Source organism: Synechococcus sp. KORDI-49 (assembly GCF_000737575.1).
Taxonomy (GTDB): Bacteria; Cyanobacteriota; Cyanobacteriia; order PCC-6307; family Cyanobiaceae; genus Parasynechococcus.
This window is the reverse complement of record NZ_CP006270.1, coordinates 2,330,725-2,345,464: the sequence shown is the minus strand read 5'-3', so window position 1 is coordinate 2,345,464 and position 14,740 is coordinate 2,330,725. Positions and strand designations below refer to the sequence as shown.

15 protein-coding genes are annotated in these 14,740 nt (G+C 64.7%); 5 read left to right on the top strand and 10 right to left on the bottom strand.

All coding sequences use genetic code 11. From position 1 onward, the window contains the following. The 5 genes from KR49_RS11805 to KR49_RS11785 form a co-directional block, all read right to left on the bottom strand. Positions 1–708 (bottom strand): SDR family oxidoreductase, encoded by a 708-nt coding sequence (locus KR49_RS11805; RefSeq protein ID WP_043695745.1) that lies wholly within the window; start codon positions 706–708, stop codon positions 1–3. Positions 709–732: 24 nt separating this feature from the next. Beyond that, the gene (locus KR49_RS11800) at positions 733–1,722 is read right to left on the bottom strand and encodes an acetyl-CoA carboxylase carboxyltransferase subunit alpha (RefSeq protein WP_043695741.1); all 990 of its coding nucleotides are present in this window, start codon (positions 1,720–1,722) and stop codon (positions 733–735) included. 27 nt (positions 1,723–1,749) lie between these two features. Next, positions 1,750–2,790: a long-chain acyl-[acyl-carrier-protein] reductase gene (locus tag KR49_RS11795; protein WP_043695736.1), complete on the bottom strand. Its 1,041-nt coding sequence runs from the start codon at positions 2,788–2,790 to the stop codon at positions 1,750–1,752. 114 nt (positions 2,791–2,904) lie between these two features. After that, the gene (locus KR49_RS11790) at positions 2,905–3,624 is read right to left on the bottom strand and encodes an aldehyde oxygenase (deformylating) (RefSeq protein WP_043695718.1); all 720 of its coding nucleotides are present in this window, start codon (positions 3,622–3,624) and stop codon (positions 2,905–2,907) included. A 76-nt stretch (positions 3,625–3,700) separates the two neighbouring features. Then, positions 3,701–4,516, bottom strand: a complete 816-nt coding sequence (locus KR49_RS11785; RefSeq protein WP_043697474.1) for a creatininase family protein — start codon at positions 4,514–4,516, stop codon at positions 3,701–3,703. A 69-nt stretch (positions 4,517–4,585) separates the two neighbouring features. Here KR49_RS11785 and KR49_RS11780 point away from each other — a divergent pair, with 69 nt between their 5' ends. The 3 genes from KR49_RS11780 to pgeF are packed head-to-tail and all read left to right on the top strand — an operon-like array spanning position 4,586 to position 7,568. Then, entirely contained in the window at positions 4,586–5,857 is a 1,272-nt protein-coding gene (locus tag KR49_RS11780; RefSeq protein ID WP_043695703.1) for a S1 RNA-binding domain-containing protein, read from the top strand. Beyond that, positions 5,854–6,720, top strand: coding sequence for a Tab2 family RNA-binding protein (locus tag KR49_RS11775; protein ID WP_043695700.1), 867 nt, complete (start codon positions 5,854–5,856; stop codon positions 6,718–6,720). Before KR49_RS11780 ends, KR49_RS11775 begins: the two co-directional genes overlap by 4 nt. 11 nt (positions 6,721–6,731) lie before the next feature. Continuing rightward, on the top strand, positions 6,732–7,568 hold the full coding sequence (gene pgeF, locus KR49_RS11770; RefSeq protein ID WP_043695694.1) for a peptidoglycan editing factor PgeF: 837 nt from the start codon (positions 6,732–6,734) through the stop codon (positions 7,566–7,568). Here the strand turns inward: pgeF and KR49_RS11765 are convergent. The 5 genes from KR49_RS11765 to hemH are packed head-to-tail and all read right to left on the bottom strand — an operon-like array spanning position 7,532 to position 12,871. Next, a complete protein-coding gene (locus tag KR49_RS11765; protein ID WP_043697471.1) occupies positions 7,532–9,202 on the bottom strand; it encodes an NAD(P)/FAD-dependent oxidoreductase in 1,671 nt (556 codons plus the stop codon). The two genes, pgeF and KR49_RS11765, sit on opposite strands and share 37 nt — an antisense overlap. A 7-nt stretch (positions 9,203–9,209) precedes the next feature. Beyond that, entirely contained in the window at positions 9,210–9,431 is a 222-nt protein-coding gene (locus KR49_RS11760) for a GIVxVP protein (protein ID WP_043695691.1), read from the bottom strand. A 1-nt stretch (position 9,432) separates the two neighbouring features. Then, positions 9,433–9,753: a nuclease gene (locus KR49_RS11755; RefSeq protein ID WP_253912763.1), complete on the bottom strand. Its 321-nt coding sequence runs from the start codon at positions 9,751–9,753 to the stop codon at positions 9,433–9,435. A gap of 29 nt (positions 9,754–9,782) precedes the next feature. Further along, positions 9,783–11,639, bottom strand: coding sequence for a biosynthetic-type acetolactate synthase large subunit (gene ilvB / locus KR49_RS11750; RefSeq protein WP_043695688.1), 1,857 nt, complete (start codon positions 11,637–11,639; stop codon positions 9,783–9,785). Positions 11,640–11,695: 56 nt separating this feature from the next. After that, entirely contained in the window at positions 11,696–12,871 is a 1,176-nt protein-coding gene (gene hemH / locus KR49_RS11745) for a ferrochelatase (protein ID WP_043695682.1), read from the bottom strand. A 74-nt stretch (positions 12,872–12,945) separates the two neighbouring features. Here hemH and KR49_RS11740 point away from each other — a divergent pair, with 74 nt between their 5' ends. Both KR49_RS11740 and KR49_RS11735 read left to right on the top strand, forming a co-directional pair. Then, the gene (locus tag KR49_RS11740; RefSeq protein WP_043695679.1) at positions 12,946–14,091 is read left to right on the top strand and encodes a site-specific integrase; all 1,146 of its coding nucleotides are present in this window, start codon (positions 12,946–12,948) and stop codon (positions 14,089–14,091) included. 7 nt (positions 14,092–14,098) lie between these two features. After that, positions 14,099–14,734, top strand: coding sequence for a class I SAM-dependent methyltransferase (locus tag KR49_RS11735; RefSeq protein ID WP_043697465.1), 636 nt, complete (start codon positions 14,099–14,101; stop codon positions 14,732–14,734). Positions 14,735–14,740 lie beyond the last annotated feature (6 nt).

Genomic DNA, 14,740 nt, shown 5'->3' with positions numbered 1-14,740 from the left:
TCAGAAGGCGCCGATGGCCGGCATCAGGGTGAGGTCTTCGATGACCTGGTTGGTCGGTTGCTCGGCCAGATGCAGCAGGGCTTGGGCCGCCTGATCGATGCTGAGCATGGCACGACGATCGAAATCGCTTTGTACGGTTTCCGCATCCCACAGGGATGAATTCACCGCACCGAGGGTGAGGGTGCAGGCGCGAACGCCATGACAGCGTTCCTCCTCCGCCAGACAGCGGGTGAAACGCACCAGCGCAGCCTTGGTGACCGAGTAGGCCCCCCATTGGGGAAAGGCGTTGTGCGCGGCATGGCTGCTGACGTTGATCACCAGTCCTCCCTGCGCGCGCATGGCCGGAACCACGGCTGCGCAGACCTGCACGACACTGGTGAGATTGAGCTGCAGCAGCCACTGCCAGCGCTCGAGAGTCATGGCCAGGAGGTCACCCGTGTAGGCAGCCCCGGCATTGTTCACCAGCACCGATGGTGCATCGCCCTGGCTCAGAAGATTGCTCATCGCAGGTGCGATGGCAGCTGGATCGGTCAGGTCGACCGCTTCAGCCGCCACGGAACAGCCTGATGGGCTGAGAGCCGTGCGCAGATCTTCAAGCTGATCGCCGCTGCGAGCAGTGAGCATGAGATCCCAACCCTTGTGGGCGAGAAGCTCAGCTGCTCGACGGCCGATTCCACGACTTGCTCCAGTGATCAGGGCCGTAGGCAAGTCGGGTTAGCAAACCGACACACCTTAAGCGGCAAAACGCGATTCGTGTGACGTTCCTTCAAAAAATTGCCCCATTGCTCGAAATTTGCTGTATCTGTGCGCCCTCAGATCGGTCTCGGAAAGGGTCAGCAGCTCATCCAGATGGCGATCGATGGCTGATCGAAGCGTCTGGCCTGCCTCCAGAGGCGCCCAGTTGTTGCCACCGGCAGGCTCGGGAAGCACCTCATCCACCAGCCCCAGCTTCAGTAGATCAGGGCCTGTGATCCGCAGCGCCTCCGCAGCTTCAGGCGCCTTGGCGGCATCCCGCCAGAGGATCGAGGCACAGGCTTCGGGGCTGGCAACGGTGTAGACGCTGTGCTCGAACATGAGCAAGCGGTCGGCCACGCCGATCCCCAGCGCACCACCGGAGCCGCCTTCGCCGATGACGGTGGCGATCACGGGGACCCGCAGTCGGAACATCTCACGCAGATTCACAGCAATCGCCTCGCCTTGCCCCTGTTCCTCGGCCTGCAGGCCCGCGTAGGCGCCAGGAGTGTCGATGAAGGTGATCACCGGCAGACGGAACCGGTCGGCATGATCCATCAGGCGCAGAGCCTTGCGGTACCCCCCCGGGGTGGCCATCCCGAAGTTGCGGGCGACATTTTCCTTGGTGTCTCGACCCTTCTGGTGGCCGATCAGAACGACGGGCCGATCGCCGAGTCGACCCAGGCCACCCACAAGGGCCTGATCGTCATTGCCGCGACGGTCACCGTGAAGTTCGACCCAGTCGTCACAGAACATCTGGATGAAGTCCAGGGTGCTGGGCCGGTGCGGGTGCCTGGCCACCTGAATCTTCTGAGAAGGCGACAGCGATTGGAAGATCTCCTGCCGGCGTTTCGCAGCGAGCGTCTCCAGCTGATGCAGCTGCTGACTGACATCGACCTCCGAATCACGGGCCAGCTGACGGATCTGCTCGATCTGCTGCTCCAGCTCCACCAGGGGCTTCTCGAACTCAAGCAGGGGTCGGCGCGGCATGGTCAGGAAAGTGAGTGGGCGGCGACGTCAGGCGGCGGCGGCCTGAAGCCTGGACTGGAGATTGAGGGTGGAAAAGCCGTGACGGACAGACGCTGCTCCGATGAAATCCATCTTCTCCAGGGTGATGTTGTTGCGTCCCCAGCTGAAGTTGGTGTGGCAGCGCTCGAACTCAAGCAGCATCGCCTCTGCGAAACAGGCGAACATCTGTCGCTGTGGTTTCTCCATTTCGGCGATTTCCATCATCGTCCAGCCGATGTCACGACAGAACTCGACGATGCCTCCCTTGAGGACGTGGATGCCTCCGCCGGCGACCTTCGCATCCAGATTCTTGGGATACCCCCCATCAATCATCAGACAGGGGCTGCGCAGGCTGTCCTGATCGATCTGGAGCGTGCGCGGCATGCTCGCCACCCAGACGACCACATCGGCTTCCGGCAGAGCCTCCTCCAGCGTGAGGATGCGACCGCCGCCGAGCTCCTTTTGGAGATCCATGAGCGGTTGCTGCTGCCGGGCCACCAGCAGCAGCTCGCCGACTCCCGTTCTTGCGGACAGCCAGCGGCAGACGGCACTACCGATGTCGCCGGTGGCTCCCACCACCGCGACCTTGGCTGTGCTCAGGTCGATCCCGAGCGAAGGGGCGTTGTTCTCCACCTGACGGCAAATCACCCAGGCGGTGTGCGTGTTTCCTGTGGTGAACCGACGCCAGTCGAGGGTTGTGCTGCGAACCGTCTGGTTCTGCAGCAGGTTGAAGTTCTCGAAAATGATGGACGTGAACCCGCCGAGAGCAGTGATGGCGATGTCCTTCTTCTGAGCCAGCTCCATCGCGTTGAGCACCTTGCGACGTGCCGTCTTGAAACGGCTGAGCATCTCGGGCACGAAGCAGGAGTCGATGTAGGCACCCTCGATGGTGGTGCCGACAGGACTGGTGACCTGAACATGCTCCACCAGTTGAGGCGGGGCGCTGCACCAGACGTCGAGATCCCCCTCCGCGATGTGATCGAAGCCGAGTTCCATCGCTTTGCGACGCGCAGCGTCAAAACTCGTTGAGTGTCCGATCAGACCAAACATGCAGCGCCCTAAATGTTCAGAGTTGAGCTATCCCGACCGTCCATGCTCCCACGGCGCACCCAATCTGGGGGAAGGTGCCTGTGGAGAAACCGGAGAAGGACGCCGGTAAGGGATTCAGAGCGCGAGAGCTGCAGCGGCCATACGGGCAATATCCCTTGAGCTGAAACCGATCTCACTGAGGGCTTCGTTGTAGGCGATCAGGAAGTCCTCGATCAGATCCTCTTTTTCCATGTGCAGAACCGCGGCATCGGCTGCCACGTCCTCCAGCATCGAGCGGATCAGCGGCAGATTGGCCTTGTTGGCTTCGAACAATTCCTCTTTGCTGGCCTCAAAATTGGCTTTCAGCCATTCCTGGCCGTAGTTGAGGTGGGTGTACTCATCCTTCACCACACCTTCGGTGATCTTGCGGGCGAAGGGATCCGCCACGGGGATATAGATGTGGTAAGCGGAGATCGCAAAAGCTTCGATCAGCAGGGCCTGGATCAGCAGGCAGGTGACAACCTTGCCCTCCTTCAGAGCACTCTGGAAGTTGCCGTGCAGGGGTTCGAAGAACTTGCGGGCGAACGCCATGTCTGCCTGCACACCCAGGTTGCGTCCACAGGATGTGAAGCCCTTCATGTGCTTCATCTCCATGCGGGCCAGGCGGGCCAGCTCCTCAGCCTGATCGGGGATCAGGGTGCCAAGCGAAATGTAGTTGTCGTGAGCTTCCTGCTCTCCCTCGATCACGATCGCGTTGATCCGGCTGTACGCGTCCTTGTAGGCCTCTGTGGTGAAGTCCGGCAGTGCATCCTGACCCTCCATCACAGATGCCTCAGGTGCATTGAGGGTCGTCATAGGACGCTTCAGACCAGATTCGGTAGAACAGACAATAACCAGTGCCCCCGGTTCTGGAGACCACGCCGTTCTCAGTTCACGACCCGGACACCCCGGTTGAAGCGGCGTTCAGAGGCGGCCAATCGCTTGCCAGCAGGGCCTTGAACTGCCTCAGCCAGTGCTCAACGAGGCGTTCCTCGAGGCGGACACCCAACTCCACAGAGGCCAATCGGCTGTCGCCAATGACGCCGCTGGCACTGAGATCACGGGCCAACCATGCACACGGAGCTGCCCCTTCCAGGCTCCAGTCCCCCGGGGCGGCTGGCGGCAGACCATCCAAGGGACGCTCAGGCCCCACCAACTCCGGCGCCAGCCGGAGCATCAGGCTGGTCTCGGCCTCGGCAGCGTGAAGACCCTGCTCCAGTTCAGCCTCGGAAATCAATCCAGACAACCCGTCGACACCGCTCCAGAGGAAACAGGGCAGCACCGCCATCTGGGGACAGCGGACCCGCAGCTGACGGGCTGCCACCTGAAGCAGCGCGATCTGGCCGCCGTGGGCGTTGAACAGAACCAGACGCCTCACGCCCTGGTCCGCCAGCTGTTCACCCACCCGATCCACAAGCGCGATCAGCAGGTCCGCCGGCAGGCTCAAGGTGCCGGGGAACGACGCATGCTCCGGGGAGAATCCGATCGCCTGGACCGGCAACCGCCAGATGGGAAGCAGAGGATCCAGACCCAGCAGCACCGCATCGAGAATCCGCTCGGCGAACAGGGCATCGGTGGCCAGCGGCAGCTGCGGTCCGTGCTGTTCACAGGCACCAAAGGGCCAGACCACGGTGGCTCCCGGTTGCTGCATGGCTGCAGTCGCGGCCGGCCAGCTGAGGTGATCGAATCGGCAGTCCCGAGGCGGCATCGTCATCCGGAGACGCAGTTCAATCCCAGATTGGCTGTCAGAATGGTTGTTTGACGAACCTTCGGGTCCATGGCCGAAGCCGGCAGTCCGCAGCCCAACAGACCGAGTGCACCGAAGCCGGCCGCAGACCCCAATCGCAAGCCACCGCAGGTGATGCAGATCAACCGGCGGCAGGAGCAGCTCCAGAGGGAAGCCGCGGAAGCACGGGCCGCCGCGGAAGCGGCCGCAGAGAAGGCACGGAAGCTGGAGGAGGCCGCCGGTCTGGCCAGTCCGCCTCCGCGGGATCAGGATCCGCGGAGACCGGAGCAGAGCCGAGCGATCCCAGGCGAGGCGGATGAGGATCGCTTCGATCTGGGCGACATGGAAGGCATGACCATGGCCGACCTGCTGGGAGCCCCCGATCAGGAGCGCAAGAAGCCGCAGGAGGAACGCAATATCCCGCGCAGCGTTGATGACTTCGACTTCGATGAGGAAGCCTTCCTCGCTGCTCTCGACGAGAACGCACCGGTGGGCACGACCGGCGAAGTGATCACCGGAAAGGTGATCGGGCTGGAGAGCGACGGTGTCTACGTCGACATCGGCGGCAAGGCCCCCGGTTTCATGCCCAAGAGCGAAGCCGGGCTCGGGGTGATCACCAACTTCCGGGAACGCTTTCCCAAGGGGCTCGAGGTGGAGGTGCTCGTCACCCGGGAACAGAACGCCGACGGCATGGTCACCATCAGCTGCCGGGCCCTGGCTCTGCGCAAAAGCTGGGAACGCGTCAAGGAGATGGAGAAGCAGGGCAAGGTCGTCCAGGTGATCGTCAACGGGTTCAACCGCGGAGGTGTCACCTGCGATCTCGAGGGTCTGCGCGGATTCATCCCCCGCTCGCAGCTTCAGGACGGGGAAAACCATCAGGAGCTGGTCGGCAAGACCCTCGGCGTGGCATTCCTTGAGGTGAACTCCGAGACCCGCAAACTGGTGCTCTCGGAGAAGCGCGCTGCCGTTGCGGCCCGCTTCTCCGAACTGGAGGTGGGCCAGCTGGTGGAAGGTCAGGTGGCCGCGGTGAAGCCGTACGGTCTGTTCATCGACCTGGGGGGCATCAGTGGCCTGCTGCACCAATCGATGATCACCAACGGCAGCCTGCGCTCGATCCGGGAGGTCTTTGACCAGGGCGATCGCGTGAAGGCGATGATCACGGAACTGGACCCCGGCCGCGGACGCATCGGTCTGAACACCGCCCTGCTGGAAGGGCCTCCAGGTGAACTGCTTGTGGAGAAGGACAAAGTGATGGCGGAAGCGGCCGATCGCGCCTCCCGCGCCCAGAACATGCTGAAGAAACAGGAACAGGACGCTGGATGACGTCTGCCGACTGGGAGCTGGACTTCTATTCCAGGCCGATCCTGGAGCCTGACGGACGCAAGCGCTGGGAGCTGTTGATCACCTCCACACCGACCCTGTCGGACCCGATCGCTCCGTTCCGGTTCATCAAGTGCTGCCCCTCCGGTGAGGTGAATTCGCTCTGGCTCACCCAGGCCCTGCGGGAAGCGGGTGCTGCCGCCGAGGACGCCGGCTGGAGCGCTCCTCAGCGTCTGCGCTGCTGGCGCAGCTCCATGCGCACGATGGTGCAGCGGGCCGCCGCCGAACTCAGCCTTGAGGTGATCCCGAGTCGACGCACCTATGCGCTGCTGGACTGGCTGCAGCAGCGGCAGCGGGAGGTTTACCCCAGCCTCGAGGGATTCATGGCCGGACCGCTGGCTCCACCCCCCGCCCCGGTTCCGACCCCACCGGTCCCCCTTCCGGAGGAAGTGCAGGGGGACGCATGGACCTGGGCGGCACTCCCTGGCGGGCTGCTGCAGGAGGCAGGCGAATGGCCCATGGGGTTCAGCGGCCTGATTCCACTGCCGCCGGACCTCTCCTCCGAGGCACCGGTGCCGGGGTTGCGCTTGTTCAGCCGCAGCCGCGCTCTTGCGATGGCGGGATGGCTGGGAGGACTCGAACCGGTGCGACTGCTCGTGGAGGAGCGGCAGCTGCTGCTGGAGGCCGGTCAGGACGATCGCTGGCTGGTCAGCGACCTGGAATCCGGAGCCGCCGATGCGATCGAGACGGCCCTTCGCGAATCCAGCGAACACATGCACGGGCTGCAGTTCATCGCTATCCAGAGCAGTCCGGAGGAGCAATCGTTCGCCGGCTTCTGGATGATGCGGGACATCACCATCAGCTAGACCGCGCTGACATGTCAGAACGCGATCCCTTCGCGCGCCCCGACAGCGAATTCAACACCCTCCCGTCCTGGACCTGGGTCGGTTGCTACGGCGGGTACTACCTGCAGTCGGATCTGCTGTCGGATCAGGGGTTCGAACACGGATTCTTCACCCGCCGCTGGCAGGGCCGCGGACCGGATGAACTGGCTGGTTATCTCAGTGCCGGCGTGAGTGTCCACCGGCCGCAGCAGATTCACAGCGGAATCGTCCTGGACGCGAGTGATGCCATCCAGGCCCCCTGGCCGGATGCGGATGGACTGGTGAGTGACCGTGGCGGCCAGAGTCTCTGGGTCTGCGGTGCCGACTGCACCCCGGCGCTGATCGCCGACCCCACCACTGGTCATGCCGCCGCCTGTCATGCCGGCTGGCGGGGCGTGGCCGCGCGGATTCTGCCGGAGGCGATCCTGCGGCTGGAACAGCGCGGGGCCCAACGACGTGATCTGTTGGTGGCGCTGGGTCCCGCCGTGAGCGGCGCCCGTTATCAGGTGGGGCAGGAGGTGGTGGATGCCGTCGGACTCGCCCTGTCAGCAGAGCCCGGAGACCCAAGCTCCGATCAGGAGGTTCTGCAGCGGGACGGCGCACTTCAGGAGGACGCCGAGGCCGGACGTCACCGTCTGGACATCCGACGGGCCGCCCGGCTTCAGCTTCTGAACGAAGGGATCACGACCGAGCGGATCGCCCTCTGCCCGCTCTGCACCGTCGGGGAACCCGAGCTGTTCCATTCCTGGCGTCGCGATCAGGTGAAGGCGGTGCAGTGGAGCGGCATCGTCGCTCAGGCCGCATCGGGAGACGCCTCCCCCACCAGCTGACGGGCCACGGCCTCGGCAGCGCGGATGCCGTCAATGCCTGCCGAGAGGATGCCGCCCGCATATCCAGCCCCCTCTCCAGCAGGAACCAGCCCGCGGGTGTTGAGCGACTCCAGCCGCTCGTCGCGCGGAATGCGCACTGGGGAGGAGGTGCGGGTCTCCACGCCGGTGAGCACCGCATCGGGGTGGTCATAGCCCGGCAGACGCTTCGCAAATGCCGGCAGAGCTTCCCTGAGGGCCTCGATGATCGGCTCCGGCAGAACGGTGCTGAGATCCGAGGGTGTGACGCCGGGTTGATACGACGCGGTGATGCTCCCGAGGCTGCCGGAGGCCCGCCTCGCCAGGAAATCCTCCAGACGCTGGGCTGGAGCGGCATAACTGCCTCCTCCGAGGCGGAAGGCCCGTTCCTCGAGATCTCTCTGCAGAGCCACCCCGGCAAGGGGGTCGTCGGGTTTGCGGGAATACGGCTCGAGGTCTTCAGGCTCCAGATTCACCACGAGACCGCTGTTGGCATTGCGCTCGTTTCGCGAATGCTGACTCATGCCATTGGTCACCACACGGCCGGCCTCGGAGGTGGCGCCCACCACGAAACCGCCGGGGCACATGCAGAAGCTGTAGACGCAACGGCCGTTGCCGGCGTGATGCACCAGTTTGTATTCGGCGGCCCCGAGCTTGGGGTGACCCGCCATCTCCCCCCAGCGGGCTTGATCGATCAGCGGTTGAGGGTGCTCGATGCGCAGGCCCACCGAGAAGGGCTTCCGCTCCAGTTGCACACCAACACCATCCAGCATCGCGAAACAGTCCCGGGCTGAATGGCCGGGTGCCAGCACCAGGTGCCGGCAGGCAATCCGGCGTCCGTCCGCCAGACGGATCCCAGCCAGCTGCTGAGGTTTCTCCGTGTCACCGGACTCCAGCAGCAACTGATCGACACGGCTGGCGAAGCGCACTTCACCCCCGAGGGCCTCGATCCTTGCCCGCAGTCCCCGCACCACCGTGGCCAGTTTGAAGGTGCCGATGTGCGGCCGGTGCAGCGTGAGGATCTCATCGCTGGCGCCGCTGGCCACCAGTTCCTCCAGCACCTTGCGGCCGTAATGCTCCGGGTCGCTCACCTGGCTGTAGAGCTTGCCGTCGGAGAAGGTGCCGGCACCCCCCTCGCCGAACTGGGCATTGGATTCCGGATCGAACGCCAGCCGCCCACGCCAGAAGCCGAAGGTCTGAAGGGTGCGCTGCTTGACCGGTTGTCCCCGCTCGAGCAGGAGCGGCCGGAATCCCATCTGCGCCAGCAGCAAGGCTGCGAAATAACCGCAGGGGCCCGCTCCCACGACCACCGGTCGCTGCTCGGGACTGACCGGAAAGGCCGGCGGGGCCTTTGCCACCATGCGGTATCGGGTGTCAGGCGCGGTGCGGATGCGCGGGTTGCCTCTGTGACGTCGCAGCACCGCCGCTTCACTGCGGACCGCGACATCCACGCTGTAGATCACCTGGATGCGATCCCGACGCCGGGCATCGATGCTGCGCTTGACCAGCCTCTGCTCCAGCAGCTGATCCGGTGGAATCCGCAGACGGCGCAGCACCGCCTCCTGCAGATCATTCGAACCATGCTCCAGCGGCAGACGCAGTTCGCTCAGTCGCAGCATCGTCACGCTAAGGAGAGTCGTCGGCCGCGTCCGGGGGTGTCTGCGGTGCTTCAGAGACACGCCACTGGGCCAGCACACCCGCCAGCAACAGCCCCAGCCCGAGAGCAGCGGCCAGGGGGCGGTTCTCCGCAGCCACCCCCTGCCCCCAAACAGCCGTTGCCAGGAAGGCACCGCCCAGCAGCAGACAGGGGACCAGAACAATGCCCCGGGCAACGCGATTGTCGGCCATCTCAGGCTGGATCCCCTGGACAACTCGACTGGGCAAGACCGGCATTCACCAGCCCGGTGCTGAGGTCCACGGTTTCCCCGATCGGCGTCACCCGAGCCAGCAGCTGTCCGTCCCGTGATCCCACCGGACGCAGATTGACCCTGCGACGCCGGGGCAGCCGCTCCCGCAACCAGGACACCGCGGCAGCGTCGCCCCCTTCCGGAACCGTGAGACAAGGCAGTTCCACCGTGTAGGTGCGGTTGCGATCGCCGACCTGAAGCAGGGACGGCGTGCGGACCTGCAGGACTTCAGCAGCCGACGCCGGGGAAACGGCGATCCCCAACAGAACAAGGATGATCAGGACAGGACGGATCACAGCGAAGCCCCGCACTGGGGACAGAACAGGTGCTCGTGGGCTGTGGTGGCTCCGCAGGCAGGGCAGTTCCGGGTTGTGTCCATGGCCAGTTCCGGATGGGCGGGCAGCCCGACCATCTGAGCGTTGCTCTTGCCGGGGGGAACCATCGGATAACAGTTCTCTCCTCGCCGCACATGCACATCGATCAGCATCGGTGCGGGTGTGTTCAGAGCCTGCTGAAGCTCACCATGCAGCTGATCACGACTGGTGATCTTCACGCCATCAACCCCGAAGGAACGCGCGAGGGCGATGAAGTCAGGCATGCCGTTGAGCATGTCCGATGCCGAATACCGCTCCCCGTAGAAACTCTCCTGCCACTGGCGCACCATCCCCTGCCAGTGGTTGTTCACGATCACCACCTTCACCGGCAGGCCGTAGGCCGCGAGGGTTCCCAGCTCCTGAATATTCATCAGGATGCTGGCATCGCCGGCGATGCAGATCACCTGCTGGTCGGGACAGGCCACCTGGGCTCCCATCGCCGCCGGCATGCCGAATCCCATGGTGCCGAGACCGGCACTGCTGATCCAGCCCCGCGGTCCGTTGCGGAGGTATTGAGCCGCCCACATCTGGTGCTGACCCACGTCGGTGGTGACGATGGCCTGTGGAGCCAGGTCACGCACCTTCAGCAGCACCTCCTGCGGATAGATCTCACCCTCTGCCGGAGGGATGGTGAGGGGATAGCGCTCCTTCCAGGAGGCGATGCGGGCGAGCCATGCGGTGGTGCGGGGCTCGGCGGGATGCTGAAGGCTCAGTTCCACCAGACGCGCCAGGCTCAGGCCCAGATCTCCGAGCACCGCCACCTCGGCCTGCCGGTTCTTGCCGACTTCCGCAGGATCGATCTCGAAGTGCACCACCCGGGCCCGGGGCGCGAAGGTGTCGAGCTTGCCGGTGACCCGGTCATCGAAACGGGCTCCGACCGCGATCAGCAGGTCGCATTCGGTGACGGCGAAGTTGGCGTAGGCCGTGCCGTGCATGCCGAGCATGCCGACGGAAAGGGGGTCGTTCTCATCGAAGGCTCCCTTACCCATCAGCGTGGTGGTGACCGGCAGCTGGAACCGATCCGCCAGCACCTTGAGGCTGTCGTGAGCCGCCGCCGAGATCGCCCCGCCGCCGACGTAGAGCAAAGGGCGCTGAGCATCCCGGATCAGACCGAGAGCGGCATGGATGGCGTCATCCTCCGGTGGCAGGGGCTGGCGAAAGCCTGGCGGCACGACGGACCCGGGTTCGACCGGCACGTAGTCGAAGTGCTCCTGGCCCACATCCTTGGGCACATCGATCAGCACCGGGCCTGGACGGCCGCTGGCAGCGATCAGAAAAGCCTGGGCGACGATCGCGCCAAGGTCGGCAGGATCACGCACCACCCAGGAATGCTTCACGATCGGGAGCGTGATCCCGAAGATATCGGTTTCCTGAAAGGCATCCGTGCCGATGGCAGGGCGGGGCACCTGACCGGTGATCACCACCATCGGCACGGAATCCATCTGGGCCGTGGCGATACCGGTGACGAGGTTGGTCGCACCGGGGCCTGAGGTACCGAAACAGACACCAACCTTTCCGGTGGCCCGTGCGTAGGCATCGGCCGCATGGGTTCCCGCCTGCTCATGGCGCACCAGGATGTGCCTGACCCATCCCTCGCTCTCGGCGATGTGCAGAGCGTCGTAAATGGGGAGGATGGCTCCGCCCGGATAGCCGAAGATCGTGTCGACCCCGTGCCGGCGCAGGGCATCCATCAACGCTTCCGCCCCGGTGGTCCGACGGGCCAGAGCGTTGGATGCGGTTCCGTCAACAGCCGTGGAGGCGGACGTGAGGGTCACGGAGTCACCGGCGCGGTTGACCCTCCAGATTAAGGGCCGACGGGTGAATCAGGGCCCTACAGCAGGCCGAGGGCATGCAGGGGGCCATGACCGCTGATCAGCTCCAGCAGAAAGGCCGAGAAGCCCAGCATCGCCAGGCGACCGTTCCAGACTTCGGAACTGTTGTTCCAACCCCACTCCCACTTCTCCTGGGGATAAAGCTTCACCTTGGTGGGCAGCTCAGCAGCGGCATCAAGACTGACCTCCGGTCCGTCGAGGCTGGTGGTGACCAGATCCGCCAGGCCCTCGATGAAGGGGGGATAGGTGTCGAGAGCCCTCACCCTCCGGAAATTGACCACACCGGCTTCCGTGGCCAGTTCCCGGTACTCAATATCAATCTCCTCAAGCGTTTCGATGTGCTCGCTGACAAAGCTGATGGGAACGACCACCAGGTCATTCACCTTGGCTTCGCCGAGCTCCTCCAGCGCCTCCTCGGTGTAGGGCTTGAGCCACTCCACAGGACCCACACGGCTCTGGTAGGCGAGTGTGTGGGGATTGGGGTGCCCCATGAGCTCCGCCAACCTGGACATGATCAGAGCCGTGCAGGCCTCGATCTCCTGCTGGTACGGGTCGCCGGCCTCTTCGACGTAACTCTTCGGAACCCCGTGGGCACTGAAGAAGACGTGGGCCTGCTGGGGGTCGTCACTGTTGCGAACCTCCTCGGCGATCAGCTCGGCCATCGCCTGCACATAGCCGGGATGATCGAACCAGCTGCGGATGCAACGGATCGGCAGCTTCCTGAACGCGTTGTCGTCCTGTCGCAGCCGCTGCAGTTCCCGGAAACTCGACCCGCTGGTGCTGATCGAGAAGTGGGGATACAGGGGCAGCACCACCACCTGATCCATCCCGTCCGCCTTGATGTCGGCCACCGCCGACTCGGTGAAGGGATGCCAATAGCGCATGGCCACATAACTCGTGGCATCGATGCCGCGCTGACGCAGAAGACTCTGCAGTTCGCGGGCCTGCTGCTCGGTGATCCGACGCAGCGGAGAGCCTCCGCCGATGGAGCGGTAAGCCTCCTGGGATTTGCCGCTGCGCAGGGTGCTGATCAACCAAGCCAGTGGCTTCTGCAGCGCAGGGCTTGGTAGCCGGATGATCTCCGGGTCAGCGAACAGGTTGTAGAGAAAGGGACCGACATCCTGAATCCGCTCCGGGCCCCCGAGGTTCAGCAGGACGACGCCGACGCGGGACATTCGGTCAATAGAGGAACTATGGGGGTTGAGAGTAGCCCGCGTGAACGTCATGGTGGGTCGCCGACGCCCCTGCCATGGATCTGCGCTGCGCGCTGGAGGAGCTCAATCAGCGCCTGGCGCATCAGGGGACGCGCCTGCGACTGGAGCAACGGGGACAACGTCTGAATCTGAGAGGTCCCTTACCGGATCGTCACGATCCGGATGACAGCAGAATCCAGCGCATCAGCCTCGGGCTCAGCGCGGACCGTCAGGGACTGGTGGAGGCCGAGCAGACCCTGCTGATCGTTCAGCGACAACTGGATCGGGGGCAGTTCCGATGGGATGACTGGCGCTCCAGTTCAGTGGAGGGCAGCTCGCGTCGCCCAGCCGGCGACGCCATCGAGGACTTCGAACGGGCCTTCTTCGCCGATCCGCGACGCCGCCGTTCTCCGGCGGGAAGCCGAACCACCTGGACCAGCGCCTATCGCCCCTATCTGAGAAGGCTGCTGCCCCTCTGTGGTGACGGAGGCATCACGGCTCAGCGACTCACGGAAACCCTCTCCAGCTACGGGGATGGCACCCGCAGTCGACAGCAATGCGCCACGGCACTGGCCGCCCTGGCAGCCCATCTGATGATCGATCTGCCCCAGGACTGGCGCCAGGAGGCTGCCGGGTATGGCCTGCATCAGGCCCGGTTCCGGCGCTTACCCACGGACGCTCAGATCCTCGAGGGGGTCCTGCGCATCCCAAACCCACGCTGGCGGCTGGCCTACGGACTGATGGCCACCTACGGCCTGCGGAACCATGAAGTGTTCTTCTCTGACCTCAGCCCGCTGGCAGAGGGGGGCGATCAGGTGATCCGGGTGCTGCCCACCACAAAGACCGGCGAACACCAGGTATGGCCCTTTCAGCCGGACTGGGTGGAACGCTTCGGGCTGCGACAGCTGGGTGACACCTCTGACGCACTGCCCGCGATCTGCACGGATCTGCGGCGCACAACGCTCCAGCAGGTGGGCCGCCGTGTGAGCGAACAGTTCCGCCGTTATCAACTGCCGATCACCCCCTACGACCTGCGGCATGCCTGGGCGGTGCGCACGATCCACATCGGCCTGCCGGACACCGTCGCCGCCAGGATGATGGGCCACTCGGTGGCCATTCACACCCGCACCTATCACCACTGGATCACCCGCCGCGACCAGCAGCAGGCGGTGGATGCGGCCCTGGCCCGGCAACACGCTTGATCATCTGATGAGCTCTTTTCTGCGGCCCCTGGCCTACCGCCACCGTTGGATCTACGACACGGTCACAGCCGTGTCGTCGCTGAGCGTGGGAGGCGTGGAACGCCTGCGAAGCCTGGGGCTGGACGTGCTTCGGGATCGGCTTCCAACCGGCGCTGCCGTGCTGGATCTCTGCTGCGGCAGCGGCGAAGCGGCCGCCCCCTGGCTGGCGGCTGGATTTGCGGTGACCGGGCTCGACATCTCCCCCCGTGCACTGGACCTTGCGGCCGAACGCCACCCGGCGATGACGCGGGTGGAAGGCCTGGCGGAGGATCCTCCTCTGCCGGACGGCCAGTTCGCAGCGCTTCAACTGAGCGTGGCTTTGCACGAATTCCCCAGGCCCGATCGGGAACGGGTGCTGAGCCGCAGCCTGCAGCTTCTGGAGCCCGGCGGCTGGTTGGTGCTGGTGGATCTGCATCCGGCAGGGCTGTGGCTGCGGTTGCCGCAACAGCTGTTCTGCGCTCTGTTCGAAACCGACACCGCCACCGCCATGCTGGAGGACGACCTGCCTTGCCAGCTGCGGCAACTCGGCTTCACCGATGTGAAGCAGGAGCTTCTGGCAGGGAACGCCCTGCAACGGATCACGGCCCAGCGGCCCTCCACCTGAAACCTG

Excerpts from the sequence above, each read along its gene's own strand:
- pgeF (WP_043695694.1), top strand. The coding sequence starts at position 6,732 with ATGTCAGAACGCGATCCCTTCGCGCGCCCCGACAGCGAATTCAACACC.
- KR49_RS11785 (WP_043697474.1), bottom strand. The coding sequence starts at position 4,516 with ATGCCGCCTCGGGACTGCCGATTCGATCACCTCAGCTGGCCGGCCGCG.
- hemH (WP_043695682.1), bottom strand. The coding sequence starts at position 12,871 with ATGTCCCGCGTCGGCGTCGTCCTGCTGAACCTCGGGGGCCCGGAGCGG.
- KR49_RS11780 (WP_043695703.1), top strand. The coding sequence starts at position 4,586 with ATGGCCGAAGCCGGCAGTCCGCAGCCCAACAGACCGAGTGCACCGAAG.
- KR49_RS11735 (WP_043697465.1), top strand. The coding sequence starts at position 14,099 with ATGAGCTCTTTTCTGCGGCCCCTGGCCTACCGCCACCGTTGGATCTAC.
- KR49_RS11760 (WP_043695691.1), bottom strand. The coding sequence starts at position 9,431 with ATGGCCGACAATCGCGTTGCCCGGGGCATTGTTCTGGTCCCCTGTCTG.
- KR49_RS11740 (WP_043695679.1), top strand. The coding sequence starts at position 12,946 with ATGGATCTGCGCTGCGCGCTGGAGGAGCTCAATCAGCGCCTGGCGCAT.
- KR49_RS11795 (WP_043695736.1), bottom strand. The coding sequence starts at position 2,790 with ATGTTTGGTCTGATCGGACACTCAACGAGTTTTGACGCTGCGCGTCGC.
- KR49_RS11775 (WP_043695700.1), top strand. The coding sequence starts at position 5,854 with ATGACGTCTGCCGACTGGGAGCTGGACTTCTATTCCAGGCCGATCCTG.
- KR49_RS11765 (WP_043697471.1), bottom strand. The coding sequence starts at position 9,202 with ATGCTGCGACTGAGCGAACTGCGTCTGCCGCTGGAGCATGGTTCGAAT.
- KR49_RS11800 (WP_043695741.1), bottom strand. The coding sequence starts at position 1,722 with ATGCCGCGCCGACCCCTGCTTGAGTTCGAGAAGCCCCTGGTGGAGCTG.
- KR49_RS11790 (WP_043695718.1), bottom strand. The coding sequence starts at position 3,624 with ATGACGACCCTCAATGCACCTGAGGCATCTGTGATGGAGGGTCAGGAT.